This is a genomic window from Enterococcus innesii (assembly GCF_022846515.1).
Classification (GTDB): Bacteria; Bacillota; Bacilli; order Lactobacillales; family Enterococcaceae; genus Enterococcus_D; species Enterococcus_D innesii.
Genome location: NZ_AP025635.1, coordinates 448267 through 466878 on the forward strand (window position 1 = coordinate 448267; position 18612 = coordinate 466878).

An 18612-nucleotide genomic window follows, 5' to 3' on the forward strand; every position below is an offset into this window, starting at 1 on the left:
GTGTTATTATTTTACTAAGGAGGGATTTTTAATGAAATTTTCAGCATACACGTATCAACGCCCTGATTTTCCAGTCTATCAAGAAACATTCAAAAAAGCCTTAGCAAACCTTCATTCAGCCGATACCTTCTCGGAGGCGAAGCAAGCCCTTGATGCTTTGAACGAACTAAGAGGAACGATCGATACTGCAATGAACTTGGCTTCGATCCGCTATTCGATCGATACCAACGATGCCTTTTATGAAGCAGAAGATACTTTTTGGAATGAATACCAGCCTCATTTTGAAGCTCTGGATTTTCAATTCTATCAAGCACTCCTGGCTTCACCGGTCTTAGATGAATTAAAAGCCGAATATCCAGAAACACTTTTCTTGTTTGCCGAAAGCCGCGTGAAGCTTTTTGATGATGCCTTGATCGAATTGTTTCAAAAAGAAAACCAATTGGCTTCCGATTACAGCAAATTGGTCGCTTCTGCGCAAATCGACTTCCAAGGAGAAACCTATACCCTCGCACAACTGCGACCATTTACCGAAAATAAAGATCGCGGCGTTCGAAAAGAAGCGTTTGAAAAACAAACGGCTTTCTTCACGGAAAATGAAGACCGTTTTGACCAAATTTATGACGAGATGGTCAAGGTTCGTACCGAGATCGCCCACAAGCTCGGCTTTGAAAATTACGTCGCCTTTGCGGATACCCAAATGAATCGTTGGGACTATGATCGTTCAATGATTGAGACCTATCGTCGGGAAATTTTAGAAAAAGTCGTCCCAATCACCCAAAAACTGTACCAAAGACAGGCACAGCGTAATCAATTGGCACAAGCAACTTTTACCGACTTGCCGCTTGTTTATCCTAGTGGCAACGCAGAGCCTAAAGGAACACCTGAAGAACTAGTGGAAAAAGCCCGTGTGATGTATCAGGAACTATCCCCTGAAACTGGCGAATTTTTTGACTTTATGGTCGAACATGACTTGCTTGATCTCCTCAGCAAAAAAGGCAAACAATCTGGCGGCTACTGTACCTTTATCCAAGACTATCAATCGCCATTTATCTTTGCCAACTTTAACGGCACTTCGGGTGATGTCGATGTTTTGACTCACGAAGCTGGCCACGCCTTTCAAGCCTTTCGTTCTCGTTGGATCAAAGAACCGGAAATTCTCTTTCCCAATTATGAATCTTGCGAGATCCATTCAATGTCGATGGAGTTTATCGCTTGGCCATGGATGGACGCCTTTTTCGAAGAAGAAACAGAAAAATATAAATTTGCACATCTTGCTAGCAGCCTGCAATTTCTGCCTTATGGCGTTTTAGTGGATCACTTCCAACAAGACGTTTATGAGCATCCTGAGTGGTCACCAGCACAGCGCAAAGCCCGTTGGCGGGAATTAGAGCGCCAATATTGCCCAGAACGGGATTATTCAGAATATCCAGACCTTGATCGTGGCTTGTATTGGTTTAGACAAGGACATATTTTTGAATCACCTTTCTATTATATCGATTATACATTGGCGCAAGTGTGTGCGTTCCAATTTTGGTATCGATTCATCGTGGCAAAAGACGAAACCGCTTGGCAAGATTATTTGGCCATCTGCGAAGTCGGCGGCACGAAAACATTCCTTGAGATCCTGGCTCTTGCTCATTTGCGATCACCTTTTGAAAAAGGGGCGCTTGATGAGACGTTACAGGCAGTAGATACGTACCTTGCTGCTATCAAAGAAGAACAGTTAAACTAAAAAAAGACGTTTCCGTTTTTCCACTAGCTTCATAGCTAGTGGAGAAAACGTGAAACGTCTTTTTAACGTGAATATTTTTCGATATGGTGTTCGGTCACGATCATATTGATTACTGACATGATCAACGCCACTAAGAGCGCAGCTCCAAACGAGGAGAAGCCGAAGTTGGCTGACCCAACAAAATACGAAGTCAAATTCAGCATGAGTGCATTGATCACAAAGGTGAAAAACCCAAGCGTCAGTAAAGTCAATGGAAATGAAATGACGATCAGAATTGGTTTAATCAAAGCATTCAGGATCGACAGTACGAAACTGGCGATCACTGCAGTCATAATGCTTTGAACGTGGATCATATTTGGTAATAGAACCGCCAATGTGACAAACGTCAGTGTATTCATGATAAGCCGTTGAAAATAAGACACTAGAAGTCACTCCAGTCCTCATCCTCCACCTTTTCCGCTTCTTTACGGGGACGATTTGCTTCATTGTATTTGTTTTGTTTGTAGTAGTGATTGTCGTGGCCATATCCTGAGGTGCTCTTGCGTCCTGAAGGAATCAAGACCGCCATGATGATATATAAAGTGATTCCAGGAAACGCAGCAGTCACTAAAGATAGAAAGACATAGATCACGCGAACGATGGTTGGATCAATTCGCAAGTATTCTGCCAGCCCCCCTAGAGTACCTGTAATGACAACGTTGTTGGCTGATTTTGTTAATTTTTTGTTCATTTATCTACACCTTCCTTCTTTTCTTTAATGAGTGTAAACCCAGCGATTCTTATTTATCTGTATCTTTGATAAAGACATTTCCTGTTGTTGTGGATAGATCGATTTGAGCGACTTTATCGGCAACCCGACGGAATTGCAATAGTTGGTTTAGGCGTTCTTTTTTCTCACGCACAACTTCCATCTCGCTTAAACGATTGTTGATGCTACCTAAACTTGTTTTGGCGATCCCTTCGAAACCGATCCCTGCAGGTAATGCTACTTTGACATTCCCATTTACAGAACTGGCGTTTAATTTTTGGACCGTTTCTTCTTTATAGGTCACGCGGATATTACCGTTAACTAAAGAAATGCCGGTATTTTGTGGCGTTGCTGTCAACGTAACGTCGCCGTTCACCGTTTCGATGATGGCATCTAAAATCTCACCCTCTTGAACAGTGATCGTTCCATTCACGCCTTCAATCTCTAACATCGATGCATTTACTTTGCGGAAATCGATATTGCCGTTTGTTGATTTTGTATAGACATCTTTTGCATCTAATTCATTGAATGTAACATTGCCGTTCAATAGTTTTACTGCCACATGATCATAGGTACGTTTTGGCAAGTAAAAAACGAGATCGGCACGAATGCGTTTGTTGGGAATTTGGAAAGAGATGCGTTCATCATCAACATTGATTTGGCTTCTTGCTTCAAAAGCATCGAAAGGCTCCGCCGCATCCATTTTACCATATAGTTTGATTTTGGCATCTACTTTGACACCTGGTTCATCCCATAATTGGAAGGAAACATTGCCGTTTGCTAATTTCACATCGATCAATGTCGCTGCCGTTTCGTCATAGCTGAATGTATGCTCAAATTTTGTCGCTGCAACACCGGGAACTTTTAAGTTGATGTCTTTCCATTCCATGTTGTCATTGACTGACTCTGTCACTGCCCGAACCGTTTTCTTCAAGAAATGTCCGAAGTGTGTGCTGGCATCGACCATTTTTTCACTTACTTGATTGATAGTATCGGTCGCTTGTTCTTTCCAATCTTCTGGAATATCTAATTTTTGAGAGATTTTCTCTTTCGTTTGAGACCATTGGTCTTTACGAATATTTTTTAGTTTAGCTTCCAATTCTGCTTTTTCTTCGGTTAAACCATCTAAGGTTTCTTCTAAGCCAGTAATGGTCGCTTCTGTTTCATGACGTGTTGCCAATTCATCTTCTGACAATTGATCCAATTCTTCTTTGGTGTTCAATTGCATCAGTGTTTCTTGTGCTTCTTTTAATTCTTCTTTGACACCAAGAATTTCAGCATTGATTTCGTCCAACTCAGCAGATGCTTGGTTGGCTTCTGTTGCTAAGCCATCGAGAATCTTTTCAAGATTTTCTTTGTCTTGCGCTTCGTTTTGACGAAGCTTTTCTTCGCCGTCAAACGTGAACATCTCATCGTTATTTTCAGTATCATCAAATGGGCTTGTCGCATTCTTATCCGCGGTTACCTCAGCAGCAGCTTTGTTAATTTGTTTTTCGTCTTTGGCTTTTGCCATACCTTCTAGTAAATCTAAGGCTTCTTCTGTAGAAAGCACACCTTTTTTTACTAGATCCAATATACGTTCTCTTTCGTTCATGGAAATTGCCTCCTTCAGCAAATGTGTGATTGCAAGTTTAGCTTACGAACCTATTATGCCTTGTTTTTGCGAAAGTGTCATAGGTCTTAAGTACCAAGTTTTTCTCAATCTGCAGATTGGCAAGCAGAACCGGCACTTTTTCTTGATTACTTTAGGCACAAAACGTTCTTCCTTATCTTAACAGTATCACGAAAAACCATTGGAAACAAAAGTTTCAGCTAATAACAACTCTGAGGAATAAAACTGCTACTGTGAAGGATTTTCGAGGTCATTCACAACCGTTTTTTTCCGCTGTTGGTCGCTACTCAATCAATAATCGACTTTTCAATGCATGGAAGGTCAAAAGCATGCTTACTTCTGTAACTCTTAGTAAAAAACTAACGATCCTTTTCAATGAATCATCCGTAGCACTTGCTTCACATCAAAAAGACCGCCGAGAGAAGTTGTTTCCCGAAGGTCAACTTCTTTCGTCGGTCTGTCCCATCTCTAATAAAAGAGATAAGTGATCAAGAATCTAAGCTGGTTTCTTAGATCATTTCCGTACGGTTGGTATTCAATTCACTGATTTTCCCAGTAGCAAGATACACGATCCATTCACAAATATTCGTTACATAGTCACCGATACGTTCTAGGTACTGAGCAACAGATAAATAATCGGTTCCACTAACAACGGTTTCCGGATTTTCTTTCATACTTTCGATCGTTTTGTAATAGATATCTTTGTAATACTCATTGACCCGATCATCCATTTGGGCGATCATACGGGCATCTTCTTGGTCGGTTTTTACATAGGCAACTAAAACATTATCGACCATTTTCTTGACATAATCCGACATATCAGAAATTTCTTTTTCGATTTCGGCGATCCGTGTTTCACCTTTGACCCGAATCGTGGACTTCGCGATTGATACTGCATGGTCTCCCATTCGTTCCAAGTCAGAGCTGGCTTTCATTACAGTGATGATCATTCGTAGATCGGTGGTTACTGGTTGTTGCAAAGCAATCATTTCAAAGCTCTTTTTCTCCAAACGAACTTCCATATTGTTGATCGCCAAATCATTTTCGATCACTTCTTGAGCAATTGCTTTATCATGTCTGACATATGCTCGTACGGATTTGTGGATCGCACTGCTGACTAGCATACCCATCTCATAAAATTGATTGTGTAGATTTAATAATTCTTCTTCAAACTGTGTACGCAACATCCCTTTTCCTCCTAACCAAATCTTCCTGAGATATAATCTTCTGTTTCTTTTTTGCTTGGACTTAGGAACACTTTTTTCGTGTCATTGAACTCGATCAAGTTGCCGTCCAAAAAGAACGCGGTTTTATCTGAGATTCTTGAAGCTTGTGACATGTTGTGAGTCACGATGATCATGGTATAGCGTTCTTTCAGTGCCAAAAGGGTATTCTCGATTTTCCCAGATGAAATTGGGTCTAACGCACTGGTTGGTTCATCCAGCAAAATGATTTCTGGATCGACAGCCAATACCCGAGCGATACATACCCGCTGCTGTTGTCCGCCGGATAAAGATAGCGCACTTTGGTGAAGTTTATCTTTGACATCTTCCCAGACAGACGCTGCTTTCAGGCTTTCTTCCACTGTTTTATCAAGAATCGCTTTGTCGGTGACTCCTTTTAATTTTAACCCATAAATCACATTTTCGTAAATTGAAAAGGGAAATGGATTCGGTTGTTGAAAAACCATCCCGATTTCTTTACGCAAATCAACGATGTCTTGCTTCGGACTATAAATGTCTTTCCCTTTATAGACAACACTTCCTGTAATTGTCACACCAGGGATCAAATCATTCATTCGATTAAGAGAACGCAAGTAGGTCGATTTCCCACAACCTGAAGGTCCGATCATCGCAGTGATCTCGCCTTGTTTGATGGAAAGGTCGATTCCTTTTAATGCTTCTTTTTTTCCGTAGTATAAATGCAGATCTTTCGATGTAATAATTTCTTCTGCCATTGTTTTGCCTCCGTTTACTGATCGAATCGGCTCAGCCAAAGTGACCGGATACGTAATCTTCTGTTGCTTTAATTTTTGGACGAGTAAATATCTTACGGGTCTCATCGTACTCGATCGCATTTCCTAAGTAGAAAAAGGCAGTATAATCGCTGATCCGAGCAGCTTGTTGCATATTATGGGTCACGATGATGATTGAATAGTCGTTTTTCAAGTTGATGAGGGTTTCTTCCACTGTCCCGGTCGAGATGGGGTCAAGGGCGCTGGCTGGTTCATCTAGAAGTAAGATATCTGGTTTCATCGCAATGGCTCGAGCGATACACAGACGTTGCTGCTGTCCACCAGATAATGCCAAAGCACTTTTGTCTAAACTGTCTTTTACTTGATCCCAAAGAGCCGCTTGTTTCAAGCTGGTTTCGACTGCTTCATCCAATTTCTTTTTGTTTCTTTCTCCATGACGACGTAAAGCAAAGGCAATATTGTCATAGATCGATTTACTGAAAGGATTTGGTCGTTGGAAAACCATGCCGATCCGCTTGCGCATTTCGAAGACATCGACTTCTTTTGTGTTGACGTCGACTCCTTTGTACATAATGTTTCCTGTGACTCTCGTGTTTGCGATCCCATCATTCATTCGATTCAAAGAACGCAGATACGTTGATTTTCCGCAACCGGAAGGTCCGATCAATGCGGTGATTTTGTTTTTTTCAAATTGTAGATCAATGCCTTTGATGGCTTCATTTGATCCATACCATACATGCAAGTCAGTGGTATAAAGCGCCACATCTTCTGGTTTATCGAAGGTAATGATATTTCGATCGTCCCAATTGTAATCGTTCATACTGTCATTCTCCTTATGCTGACGTCATTTTCTTGTACAACCGTTTGCCAGCTGCACGGGCGCCAAAGTTAAATAGCAAGACGGCAATGATCAATACCGCCGAAGCCCCGGCTGAAACTTGCGCGCCATCAGGCATCGTACCTTCTGTATTGATTTTCCAAATATGGACTGCTAGCGTCTCCGCTTGTCGGAAAAGACCGATCGGGCTGGAAACACTCAATGGATTCCAGTTTGTAAAATCAAGGGCCGGTGCACTTTGTCCTGCAGTGTAGATTAGCGCTGCCGCTTCACCAAAAATCCGACCAGAACTTAGAATGACCCCAGTCAAAATCCCTGGTGTTGCTTCTGGAACAATAATACGTGTGACAGTTTCCCAACGTGATAAGCCTAAAGACAAGCCCGCTTCACGCTGCGTGTAATGAATCGCTTGTAGAGATTCTTCCACGTTTCTCGTCAATAGTGGCAAATTGAAGAAAGTCAATGCCAAAGCACCTGAAATGATCGAAAAGCCATAACCAAACTGGATAACAAAGACTAAGAAACCAAAGAGACCGACAACCACAGAAGGCAGTGAACTCAAGATTTCGATCGATGTCCGAATGATATCCGTCAACCAGTTTTTCTTTGCATATTCGGATAAGTAGATTCCCGCTCCTAAAGAAATCGGAAAGCTAATGATCATTGTCACTAGAAGCAAGTAAAGGGAATTGAATAATTGGATGCCGATCCCGCCACCTTCTTGGTACGCTTTTGAAGAAGAAGTCAGAAACTCCCAATTGATATGGGGAACCCCCCGAACCAAAATGTACAGTAATAAGGAAGCCAAAATCAATACAATGATGCCAGCAACGGCATACAAGACGCCGGTAGCAATTTTATCTGAACGTTTTGCATTCATTATTTCAAGGCTCCTTTCTTCCCAATAAAGCGAATCACAATGTTAAACAGTAAGGACATCAATAACAAGATCAAGGCTAATGACCACAAGACATTATTTTGGACTGTCCCCATGATCGTATTCCCAATACCCATCGTTAGGATAGAAGTCAATGTTGAAGCTGGTGTCACTAAGCTAGTTGGCATCAATGCCGCATTACCGATAACCATTTGGATCGCCAATGCTTCCCCAAATGCGCGAGCCATTCCGAAAACAACCGCTGTTAAAATACCAGGAACAGCTGCGCGTAGAACCACTTTGTAAATCGTCTGCCAGCGCGTTGCACCCAAAGCTAACGAAGCTTCACGGTAATGCCGAGGGACTGCCCGCAGCGCATCGACCGTCATCGTAGTCACTGTCGGTAAGATCATGATAAACAGGACAAAGGTCCCCGCCAAGATCCCAAACCCAGTACCGCCAAAAACGGAGCGGACTGCTGGTACAACGACAGACAAACCGATAAAACCATAAACTACAGAAGGAATACCGACTAAAAGTTCGATAACCGGCTGCAAGATCTTCTCTCCGTTACGAGGGGAAATCTCCACCATAAAGACGGCTGCACCAATGGCAAAAGGTGTTGCAACGATTGCTGATAGGAACGTTACGAAGAACGAGCCAAGAATCATCGGTAAAGCACCAACTAAAGGTTGGCCATCAGGACCAACAGCACTTGGATTCCATTGGGTACCAAACAAAAAGTCAAACACATTGACTTTGTCTACAAAGAATGTCGCTAATCCTCGGCTAGCAACGAAATAAAAAATGGAGATCACAACCAATACAATCAACGCGATACATAGAAAGCTGACCAGCTTTCCTCTTTGCTCCATTCTTGCGCGCTTAGATTTTTTTGTTAACACTTCTTTTACATTTTCCACGAGGGTTCCTCCTCAAAAATCAAACTAAACTCATAACCATTAGTTTATCGGTTCAACATCAATTTCTGTTAAAGCTTGTGTAAATTTTGTGTAAAGATTATTCGACAATGTTGCCTTCCCAGTCTCTTTCCACCTGCATGATCGAGATTGGAATATAGCCTAGATCGCCAACGATATGCTCTTGGACTTCGTCAGAAAGCATATATTCTAAAAACTCAGCAGTTAATCCGGTTGGTTCTCCTTTTGTATACATATGCTCATACGCCCAAACTTTCCAATCATTCGTCGTCACATTTTCAATCGTAGGTTCAACGCCATCAATTGAAAGGACATTGACTTCATCAGTCACATAAGAAAATGCAACGTAGCTAATAGCCCCTGGTGTATCAGAAACAATCGAGCGTACCATCCCACTAGAATCTTGCTCTTGAGAAGGAATAGCGGTTTCGCCATCCATGATCCATTTTTCAAACGTGCTTCTCGTACCACTACCGGTCGCCCGGTTCAATAAAACGATCGGCAGATCATTTCCACCGACTTCACTCCAATTGGTGATCTTTCCTAAGAAGATATTTTTTAGATCTTCTGTGGAAATGTCTGTGATACCAACTCCTTTGTTAACGATCGGTGTGATACCCACCGTTGCGACCCGGTGGTCAACGAGGGCATCCGCATCGATTCCCGGCTTTTCTTCTGCAAACAAATCAGAATTCCCGATATCGACTGCGCCTGCTTGGACTTGACTTAATCCGGTTCCGCTTCCGCCCCCCTGGACATTAATGAACCGTCCCGGATTTGAATTTTGAAATTCTTCCGCAACTGTTTCTACTAGCGGCTGCAAAGCAGAGGAACCGACTGCGGTGATCGATTCTCCTCGATCTGCCCAGCTTGCACATCCTGAGAGTAAAATAACCAATCCGATAATAGGACTTAGAAGTTTAATTTTTTTCATCATAACGCTCCTTGTACTTTCGTAAGTCATTGATTGTAAAAATCAATTATTTTCATTTTACCATTAGTTGAATTTAATGAAAATTATTATTTGCTTTTTTTTCTGGGACTACGATTGTCCGTTTATTTAAAACGCTTTTTTTCTTTTACAAAATAACTGTTTTGTAAATAAAATGACAGGATTTCTTAATTAAATTACGTGCATCATGAACGTGTACTATGCTATACTGTGAGAGGAAACGTATTTTAAAAGAACATAATTATTAATCTTGCTTCCCCAATCAAGTACAATATGTTGTTATGTTCAGCGTTTTCACGATTTCATCAACATTTCCCCAAAATGTCTGTTGAATCGAAACGGCAGAAAGAAGCATTTCTATGCATCTTCTGCCGTCTTTTTTACTCTAATTCACTTAACCATGATGCCATCTGCTCAATGATGGCTTTTTGCTGTGCTTCATTTGATAAATCAGCAGCTGCCTCTCCTTTTTGTAACCCATAAGTACCAAAGCCAGCATGATTGCCGCCTTCAATTGTTTCGAAGATGGTCGAATCTGGTAGGAAGCTGCGGGCGGCTTGCCAATTTTCTTGATTTACTACTTGATCTTGACTACCTGATAGTGACAACACAGAAATCGATTGATCAGCTAACGAACCTTTTTCATCGGGATAACTTGCAAAGAAAAAGACCCCTTTTAAATCCTTGTCATTTGCGGCCAACTGATTCGCTGCAAAACGGCTTGCCATGACGCCACCTAATGAATGACCACCTATCACATAGGAGTCATGGGGAATTTCTTTCAAAACCGCTTCTGCACGATTGCCTGCTAAAACAGCCATGTTAAAGGGCATTTTAACGATCGCGACAGGATAGCCTTTTTCCGCTAAACCTGCTGCCCATACACTATAGCTTTCCGCATCGACAAGCGCACCAGGATAGAAAATAACCAATGGCTTTTCTTCATCTCCAGCAAAATAAAGGACATTTCCCTCATCATCTGCCTCTTTCGCAGCTGTAACTGCAGCATCCACTGCGGGGTAATGGAGTTGTTGCCAACCGACCCAACCGGCAATTGTTAAAATAACAACGGTGATCAATACACCGATCAAAACTTTTGTTCTTTTTCTCATCATATCCTCCTGCAAAAAAGAAGATCAGGAAAGGATGACAGACGAAACTTACGGGTCCATCATCTCCTGACTCTTTTTACGAATGTTTCCCAATTTTTATCGGTGTGCCAGTGCCAATAGTTCTCGTGCATGTTCGATCGTTAAATCGGTGATTTCTGCACCTGAGAGCATACGGGCAATCTCTGCCACTCGTTCTTCTTTAGATAGTTTACGGACATGGGTTTCCGTCCGTCCTTCTTGAATTGCTTTTTCAATAAAATATTGATTATCCGCTACAGCAGCTACTTGCGGCAAGTGCGTGATACACAAAACTTGCGAATTGGCTGCGATCTTGGCGATTTTTTCGGCGATCGCCTGAGCTACTCGGCCACTAACCCCAGTATCCACTTCATCAAAGACAATGCTGGTGATTCCTTGTTTCCGAGAGAAAATTGATTTGAGAGCCAGTAAGATCCGTGAAAGTTCTCCCCCAGAAGCAACCCGCACTAACGGCTTCATGCCTTCACCGGGGTTGGTGGTCAGATAAAACTCCACAGTATCAAAGCCGCTGCTACTCAATTGTTTTGAGCCAGGTGCGAACCGTACTTCAAACTGCGCGTGTTCCATATACAGCTCTTTTAACTCTTGAACGATTTCTTTTTCTAAACGATGAGCCAATTCACGACGTTTGACGTGCAAGGCTTCCGCCAGCTGCCAAACTGCTTCAGCTTTTTGGGCAAGCTCTTCTTCTAATTGCTCCAACTGACCTTCCGTATAGGCTGATTCGCTGATTTCTTTACTGATCTCATCATAATAAGCTAGGATCACAGGAATCGACTCCCCATATTTGCGCTTCAATTGACGAATCGTTTCCAGCCGTGAAATGACTTCTTCCAGTCGGCCTTCATCTAATTCAAGGTTGTCGACTTGTCGCGAAATATCGGTGGCTGCATCTTGCAACAAGTAATACGCGCTTTGGATCGCTTCACTGATTTTTTCATACGCAGGATCAAGATGGGCGATCGACTGGATCTCTGACAATGCCACACTGACCCCATCTAAACTATTGACTTCCTCAGCTGATAGAGCACCATAGCTTTGTCCCAAGGCATCCACGATTTTTTGATAGTTCGTGAGTTTTTCCCGTTCGTCGATCAGCAGTTCTTCTTCGTTTTCCATCAATTCGGCTTGGGCGATCTCTTCTTGTTGAAAACGCAGCATGTCCATTCGCTGCACATAGAGCTGTTCATTTTCTTGAATGGTTCGGACATGTTTTTCTAAGGAGCGATAGCTTTGATAGGCTTGACGGTAATCCGCAAGTTCCGCTTTAAAGCTATCATCCCCAAATCCATCCATCAATGCCAAATGTTTTTCCGGTTGCAGCAGCTCTTGATGCTCATTTTGTCCTTGGATATCGACTAAGAATAAACCGATTTGACGCAAAACCGACAAGGTAACGGTTCGACCATTGACACGACAAATAGTTTTCCCCGATTGAGAGATATCTCGTTGTACGATCAAAACTTCTTCTTCATCAATACCTAAATCTGCGGTCAACTCTTTGAACTCCTGCTGATTCGGCCATTCGAAGATCCCTTCTAAACGACATTTCTCTGCTCCTTGACGCAAATAGTCGCTGGAACCTCTACCGCCTGCTAGCAAACCCATCGCATCGATAATAATTGATTTCCCGGCACCTGTCTCACCTGTCAGTGCCGTCATTCCCTCATGGAAAGATAAGTGTAAGTTGGAAATAATCGCAAAATTTTGGATCGACAATTCTAAAAGCATCCCTTGCCTCCTCTTCTAAACGTAACGTTGGAAATCCCTGAATAGATTCTCGGTATCTGCTTCTGTTCTAGTGATCATCAAGACGTTGTCATCATCGTTTAACGTGCCAAATAATTCCTTGGCATAACGTTTATCGATTAAATTCGCCAAAGCCGAGGCATTGCCGGGCAGTGTGCGCAGGATCACAAATTTGTCCATTCGATCGACAGAAACAAAAGCTGTTTTTAGGATTTTATCTAGTTTACCACTCACGTCTTCCGTTGTCTCTTGTGGGATACTGTAGCGATAGCCGCCTTTTTGGGAAGGAACTTTCACTAACTTCAATTCCTTGATATCTCTTGATATAGTTGCTTGTGTAACTGAGACGCCGCGATCTTTTAGCAACTCCACAAAATCTTCTTGTTTCTGAATATCTTGTTCACTTAACAATCGTGTAATCAAGCGATGCCGTTCTTTTTTTCTCATCTCTTGTTCCTCCTGAATGAATTCCTACTAATTTTATCCTATTTTGCGCAAGAAAGAAAGAGAGCCGACAAGTAAAATGTCCACTCTCTTCCATTCTTTATTTTGGTTGATGAAAGGTCTCATGTGCTGATGCAACAACTTTCGGGATATCGATCCCTGCTGCGGTACCTTCTTGTAGGCTTTTCTTTAAATGTACGATAAACTCGATATTCCCTTCGCCGCCAGTGATTGGTGAAAAACTTAGATTTAATACATCAAATTTTGTTTCTTGCGCAAAGGTGAGTACTTCCTCCAACACTCGTTCATGGGTTTTGGGATCACGAACGATCCCGTTTTTCCCCACCGCTTCTTTACCTGCTTCAAACTGGGGCTTGATTAGCGCCATCACTTCGCCGCCCGCTACCAAAATATCATACAGCGGGGGTAAAATCAGTTTAAGTGAAATAAAAGAAACATCGATCGTAGCGGCTTCAGGAAGACCGTCTAAGAAATCAGTGGGTTTTGCATAACGAAAGTTGACCCGTTCCATTACGATCACTCGCTCATCTTGCCGCAGCTTCCAGGCTAATTGATTGTAACCGACATCTAGTGCATAGCTTTTTTTGGCACCATTTTGCAACGCTGCATCGGTAAAGCCGCCGGTGGAAGCGCCGATATCTAACATGATTTTATCGGTTACGTCAAAATCAAAGACTTTTAGCGCTTTTTCTAACTTGAGACCACCACGAGAAACATACGGCAGCTTCTTGCCTTTGATCTGCAACAGTGTATCTGCAGCAATTTTTTCTCCCGGTTTATCAAGTCGTTCATTATTTTTTTCTTTGTAAACCAATCCAGCCATCACTCCTCGTTTGGCTTGCTCGCGAGTCTCAAATAGGCCTTGCTGGACAGCTAAAACATCTACTCGTTCTTTCTTCATGCGTTCCCTCGAATCTCAAATCGTTCCACAAATGCCAATAAAACATCCGGCGTAAATTGACCGTATTGACTTAATTGCGCCAGAATTTCTTTAGCCTTGGATAATTCCTCTGTCAACGCTTGCTGCGCCCCTGCTAAGCCAAGTAAAGCAGGATAGGTACTTTTCGCCAATTCGTCATCTCGACGGACAACTTTTCCTAGCTCTTCGGTCGTGCTAGTAGCATCCAACAGATCATCGCGAATTTGAAAGGCTAACCCAATATGCTGGGCAAAGCGATCCAATTCTTGCAGAACTTCTTCCGTCTGGTCGGCTAAGACACCACCGGCAATCACCGCAAAGCGAATCAATTCGCCGGTTTTCCGTTCGTGAACAAACATCAGTTCCTCAAGACTAAGGGCTTGGTTTTCTCCTTGAATATCAGCTGCTTGACCGGCGACCATTCCTTGCGTCCCCGCCGCTTTACTCAATTGCTGTAGCAATAAGACTTTTTGATTGGCTTCGATTTCCGCCATAGCGACTAATTGAAACGCAGCTGTCAAAAGACCATCTCCAGCTAAAATCGCTAAAGCTTCACCAAAAACCTTATGGTTGGTGGGTTTGCCTCGGCGCAGATCATCGTTGTCCATAGCAGGCAGATCGTCATGGATCAGCGAATAGGTATGCACCATTTCTAAGGCTGCCGCACACTGGTACACCGCGGTATTGATAGGTTTGTGAAAAGCGGCGACTGTTGCAGCCAATAAAAGCGGACGAATGCGTTTGCCGCCGGCTTGGATCGAATACTGCATGCTTTCAAACAATCGTTGATCAGAGGTGTGTTCTTTGACAAAGCGTTCCATGACTTCTTCAATCAAAGAGGCGTGCGCTTTTGTGAATTCGGTTAAGGCATTCATTGGTTTTCCTCTTCAAAAGGCACTTCTTCGTTGGATTCAGTCATCATTTTTGTTAAGGACTTTTCCGCTTTACTCAAAGTATCCTTGCATTGCTTGCTCAAAACCATGCCTTTTTGAAAAGCATCTAACGCTTCTTCCAATGGAACATCGCCTTGTTCCAAACGGGTTACGATTTGTTCTAATTCTTGTAATGATTCTTCAAATGTTGGATTTGCCATGATTAACTCCTTCTGTACTAATAACTTCGACAAGTGCTTGGCCATCTTGGTAATGGATCGTCAGCTGGTCTTCTGGCTCGATCGCATCAATCGATTTGATCACCTGCTCATTTTTCGTGGTATAGCTGTAGCCCCGACCCATGATTTTTAGTGGGCTTAGCAAATCAAGGGATTGGACTGCATTTGCAAATTGATTTTCTTTTGCTGCATAGATATCTTTCATGGCTTTGGTTAAGCGTTGGGAAAGATAACTGACCTCTTGGTTGCTGGCTTGTAATCGCGCTTTTGGTTGTTGTTGTGCCAACCGTGAAATCAATTGCTGTGCATGGCGATCCTTGTCATAAAGCAAGGTTTGTAAGCCTTGCTGCATCCGCTGCTGCAACTGATCGAGTTTGATGGACTGTGCCTCATACAAGCGCTCTGGTTGCCGAAAAACATACGATCCAATCACTCGCTGATAGCGTTCTTGTTTGTACTGGATCTGGTGCATAAATGCTTGCTCTAATCGGGCTTGTCTTTCTTCGATCCGCAAAATCTCCTCCGACAGCACCGGCACCGCTAATTCGGCTGCAGCGGTCGGAGTTGCCGCCCGAACATCCGCCACTAAATCGGCAATCGTCGTATCGGTTTCATGCCCCACTGAAGAAATAATGGGGGTTTTTGCATCAAAAATGGCTCTTGCCACTCGTTCTTCATTGAAAGGCCAGAGGTCTTCGATCGATCCACCCCCACGTCCGATGATCATAGTATCAAAGGTCCCATCGGCTTCGACTCGTTGGATATTTTTCACCACATCGTCCGCAGCTTTGTTGCCTTGTACCACGGTTGGGTACAAAACGATCTGAGCAATGGGATAACGCCGCTGGGTCGTCGTGATGATATCTCTGATCACCGCCCCACTAGGACTGGTCAAGACTGCGATGCGTTTCGGGTATTTCGGCAATGACTGCTTCGGTGCAGAAAATAATCCTTCCGCTGCCAATTTCTGCTTTAATTGTTCATAGGCTTGATAAAGGGCACCGACACCGTCTGGTTCCATGTGATCGATCACCATTTGGTAATTTCCGCTTGCCTCATACAAGGTGATACGTCCAACCGCCATGACTTTCATGCCCTCTTCTGGTTGAAAGCGCAGCTTGTCAAAAGCGCCTTTGAACATGACGGTCGAAATTTTTGCACCATCATCTTTCAAACTAAAGTATTGGTGATTGGGGCGACGACGAAAATTAGAGATCTCCCCCGTCAAATAAACTCGCTCTAGATACGGATCGACGTCAAACTTACGCTTGATATATTTTGTTAATGCGGTTACCGTTAAATATTCTTGCGCCATTTAGTTTTTCATTGTCTCCTTTGCTGCCTCGATCGTTTGGGCCATCAACATCGTGATCGTCATTGGTCCTACACCTCTAGGTACCGGTGTGATATAGCTAGCGATCGGTTCAACTTCATCAAATTTCACATCGCCGATCAACTTGCCATTGGCATCCCGATTCATTCCTACATCGATCACCACAGCCCCTTCTTTTACGAAGTCTTTTGTGACAAAATGACCGCGGCCGATCGCCACGACTAAAATGTCCGCTTGCTTCGCTAACTCAGGTAGATTTTTGGTTTTTGAATGAGCGATGGTCACAGTGGCATTTGCCCCTAAGAGCAAGTGCGCCATTGGTTTTCCGACAATATTGCTGCGACCGATCACTAAGGCATTTTTTCCTTCTAATTCGATCCCATACGCAGCAAACATTTTCATGATGCCATAAGGGGTACAAGGAATTCGGTCAGGTACACCGGCAAATAATTTTCCTAAATTGATTGGATGAAAGCCGTCGACATCTTTTTCTGGTTTGATGGCTAACAGTACTTTTTCTTCATTGATATGTTTTGGCAAAGGAAGTTGAACCAAAATGCCATGAAAGGCGTCATCGTTATTGAACTGTTCGATTTCTGCTAATAATTTTGCCTCGGTAATGGATTCAGGATAGCGGGCAACACGGGAATTGATGCCGATTTTCGCCGCAGCTAGTTCTTTATTTTTCACATAAGTCTGACTTGCTTTGTCTTCTCCAACAAGCAAAACAACTAATCCCGGTGTCACACCTTGCTCTTTTAGTGATGCTGTCTCTGAAAGAAACGCTGCTTGCATTTTTTCAGCCAATTCTTTTCCATTGATCAATGTACCCATTCTGACAACTCCTCCAACCTGATTATACTGACTTAGTTTGTAAAAAGAAACGCACCAATCGTTTGTCGATCTGCTTCTTCATGTGTTCTATCATAGCATTTTCTGAAAAGAAAAACACCGTCTAACGCTCCCTTTTTTCGGAAAATACGAGGGTAAACCGACAAAGTATGTGCGAAAAAACCGAACGATCAAGCAAGACCGTCAAAACAAGGCGGTTGCTCATAAATCGTTCGGTTTCTGACTCGATCGAAAAAAAGCTGTGCTCTTTTGATCGATATGGTTAGGGCTGAAAATTACTCACTTACTTGGTTGTTTTTTGTTTCTAGCTCTTGATTGACTGTCGATAAAATACCGTTGACAAACTTTCTTGACTGATCGTCACTAAAGGTTTTCGCTAATTCGATCGCTTCATTCAATGCCACACGATTCGGCACATTATCCACATAGATCATTTCATACAAAGCGATTCGTAAAATCGTCACGTCCATTTTTGATAAACGCTGGATTTTCCAACCGGCTTTTAAATGACTTTGAATGACTTCATCCAAAGCTTCTTTGTAATGACAAACACCTGCCACTAATTGATCTAAATAAACAGGCACAAAATGCTCTTGTTCTTCATCAATCAATTCATGGTGTTCCAACTCGATGGCATGCATGATGGCATCTTGTTTCGTTAAATCTTTATTAAAGTCTAGTGGAAATAAAGCTTGTAACGCCATTTTCCGTATTTCATGCCGTGATAATTCTTTACTCATTTTCTTCCTCGTCGTTTCCAAATAATTCTTCGATGTCTGGTAAATCTACTTTTTCTGGCACGACTGCCACAACATGAACATTTACTTCAGCCAGTTGCACATCTGTCATAAATAAGACTTGCTGTTTGACCCGTTCTTGGATCTCCATTGCCACTTTAGGCACTGACATCCCATAAGTGATATAGCAGTAGATATCCACTTTGATCCCTGTTTCATCGATCGTTAAGTAGACCCCTTTGCCATGAGCTGCGCGACCTAATAATTCAGTGACACTGTTTGCCAGTGTTCCTCGCATCCCATAGACACCTTCAACTTTAGAAGCAGCGATCCCAATAATGATCTCGATCACTTCTGGCGCGATGACGATCTCGCCTAATTCAGGACTTGCATTTAATACAAGGTTTTTATCTTCATTCATACGTTTTTGCCTCCATTCTAAACAGCTGTACCGTATTGTTTGTAAAAAAATCGCTCGTTTTTTCCGTTTGAAGCAAACCAACGCTTGATTCAATCAATAACATCCATGGCACAGTGTTTCTTCTCGCTATAAGTTTATCATTTTCTGCACTGAGAATCTATAATAACCCACTATTCTCAATGAATTTTCTGAAAAACAA

The 18612-nt window shown here is 42.6% G+C and carries 20 protein-coding genes; 1 reads left to right on the forward strand and 19 read right to left on the reverse strand.

The window, feature by feature from the left end; all coding sequences use genetic code 11:
• Window positions 1–31 precede the first annotated feature (31 nt).
• Complete coding sequence (locus ENLAB_RS02130; RefSeq protein ID WP_077454320.1) at window positions 32–1732, forward strand: M3 family oligoendopeptidase; 1701 nt, start codon at window positions 32–34, stop codon at window positions 1730–1732.
• A 62-nt stretch (window positions 1733–1794) separates the two neighbouring features.
• Here the strand turns inward: ENLAB_RS02130 and ENLAB_RS02135 are convergent, their stop codons facing one another.
• From ENLAB_RS02135 to ENLAB_RS02225, 19 genes are all read right to left on the reverse strand, one after another.
• Entirely contained in the window at window positions 1795–2154 is a 360-nt protein-coding gene (locus tag ENLAB_RS02135) for a phage holin family protein (protein WP_005225788.1), read from the reverse strand.
• A complete protein-coding gene (locus ENLAB_RS02140) occupies window positions 2154–2462 on the reverse strand; it encodes a PspC domain-containing protein (protein ID WP_010748006.1) in 309 nt (102 codons plus the stop codon). Before ENLAB_RS02140 ends, ENLAB_RS02135 begins: the two co-directional genes overlap by 1 nt.
• Before the next feature lie 49 nt (window positions 2463–2511).
• Window positions 2512–4074, reverse strand: coding sequence for a daptomycin-sensing surface protein LiaX (gene liaX, locus ENLAB_RS02145; RefSeq protein ID WP_077454321.1), 1563 nt, complete (start codon window positions 4072–4074; stop codon window positions 2512–2514).
• 527 nt (window positions 4075–4601) lie between these two features.
• On the reverse strand, window positions 4602–5279 hold the full coding sequence (phoU, locus tag ENLAB_RS02150) for a phosphate signaling complex protein PhoU (RefSeq protein WP_008378477.1): 678 nt from the start codon (window positions 5277–5279) through the stop codon (window positions 4602–4604).
• Window positions 5280–5290: 11 nt separating this feature from the next.
• The gene (gene pstB, locus ENLAB_RS02155) at window positions 5291–6049 is read right to left on the reverse strand and encodes a phosphate ABC transporter ATP-binding protein PstB (RefSeq protein ID WP_077454322.1); all 759 of its coding nucleotides are present in this window, start codon (window positions 6047–6049) and stop codon (window positions 5291–5293) included.
• A gap of 31 nt (window positions 6050–6080) precedes the next feature.
• Window positions 6081–6887: a phosphate ABC transporter ATP-binding protein PstB gene (gene pstB, locus ENLAB_RS02160; protein ID WP_005225783.1), complete on the reverse strand. Its 807-nt coding sequence runs from the start codon at window positions 6885–6887 to the stop codon at window positions 6081–6083.
• 13 nt (window positions 6888–6900) lie between these two features.
• Window positions 6901–7785, reverse strand: a complete 885-nt coding sequence (pstA, locus tag ENLAB_RS02165; RefSeq protein ID WP_077454323.1) for a phosphate ABC transporter permease PstA — start codon at window positions 7783–7785, stop codon at window positions 6901–6903.
• The gene (gene pstC, locus ENLAB_RS02170) at window positions 7785–8705 is read right to left on the reverse strand and encodes a phosphate ABC transporter permease subunit PstC (RefSeq protein WP_077454324.1); all 921 of its coding nucleotides are present in this window, start codon (window positions 8703–8705) and stop codon (window positions 7785–7787) included. The genes pstA and pstC overlap by 1 nt, the downstream gene beginning before the upstream one ends.
• A 97-nt stretch (window positions 8706–8802) precedes the next feature.
• Window positions 8803–9657: a phosphate ABC transporter substrate-binding protein PstS gene (locus tag ENLAB_RS02175; RefSeq protein WP_077454325.1), complete on the reverse strand. Its 855-nt coding sequence runs from the start codon at window positions 9655–9657 to the stop codon at window positions 8803–8805.
• A gap of 398 nt (window positions 9658–10055) precedes the next feature.
• Window positions 10056–10787, reverse strand: coding sequence for an alpha/beta hydrolase (locus ENLAB_RS02180; protein WP_175632080.1), 732 nt, complete (start codon window positions 10785–10787; stop codon window positions 10056–10058).
• A gap of 96 nt (window positions 10788–10883) precedes the next feature.
• A complete protein-coding gene (gene recN / locus ENLAB_RS02185; RefSeq protein ID WP_077454327.1) occupies window positions 10884–12557 on the reverse strand; it encodes a DNA repair protein RecN in 1674 nt (557 codons plus the stop codon).
• Between the two features lie 15 nt (window positions 12558–12572).
• Window positions 12573–13022: an arginine repressor gene (argR, locus tag ENLAB_RS02190; protein ID WP_005235362.1), complete on the reverse strand. Its 450-nt coding sequence runs from the start codon at window positions 13020–13022 to the stop codon at window positions 12573–12575.
• 97 nt (window positions 13023–13119) lie between these two features.
• A complete protein-coding gene (locus ENLAB_RS02195; RefSeq protein ID WP_077454328.1) occupies window positions 13120–13941 on the reverse strand; it encodes a TlyA family RNA methyltransferase in 822 nt (273 codons plus the stop codon).
• Window positions 13938–14834 (reverse strand): polyprenyl synthetase family protein, encoded by an 897-nt coding sequence (locus tag ENLAB_RS02200; protein ID WP_244352395.1) that lies wholly within the window; start codon window positions 14832–14834, stop codon window positions 13938–13940. Before ENLAB_RS02200 ends, ENLAB_RS02195 begins: the two co-directional genes overlap by 4 nt.
• Complete coding sequence (locus tag ENLAB_RS02205) at window positions 14831–15052, reverse strand: exodeoxyribonuclease VII small subunit (protein WP_005235356.1); 222 nt, start codon at window positions 15050–15052, stop codon at window positions 14831–14833. The genes ENLAB_RS02200 and ENLAB_RS02205 overlap by 4 nt, the downstream gene beginning before the upstream one ends.
• Window positions 15033–16385, reverse strand: coding sequence for an exodeoxyribonuclease VII large subunit (gene xseA / locus ENLAB_RS02210; protein ID WP_077454330.1), 1353 nt, complete (start codon window positions 16383–16385; stop codon window positions 15033–15035). The genes ENLAB_RS02205 and xseA overlap by 20 nt, the downstream gene beginning before the upstream one ends.
• Window positions 16386–17237 (reverse strand): bifunctional methylenetetrahydrofolate dehydrogenase/methenyltetrahydrofolate cyclohydrolase, encoded by an 852-nt coding sequence (locus ENLAB_RS02215; RefSeq protein ID WP_244352397.1) that lies wholly within the window; start codon window positions 17235–17237, stop codon window positions 16386–16388.
• Between the two features lie 293 nt (window positions 17238–17530).
• Entirely contained in the window at window positions 17531–17995 is a 465-nt protein-coding gene (gene nusB, locus ENLAB_RS02220; protein ID WP_005235350.1) for a transcription antitermination factor NusB, read from the reverse strand.
• Complete coding sequence (locus ENLAB_RS02225; RefSeq protein ID WP_005225770.1) at window positions 17988–18413, reverse strand: Asp23/Gls24 family envelope stress response protein; 426 nt, start codon at window positions 18411–18413, stop codon at window positions 17988–17990. Before ENLAB_RS02225 ends, nusB begins: the two co-directional genes overlap by 8 nt.
• Window positions 18414–18612: the final 199 nt, after the last annotated feature.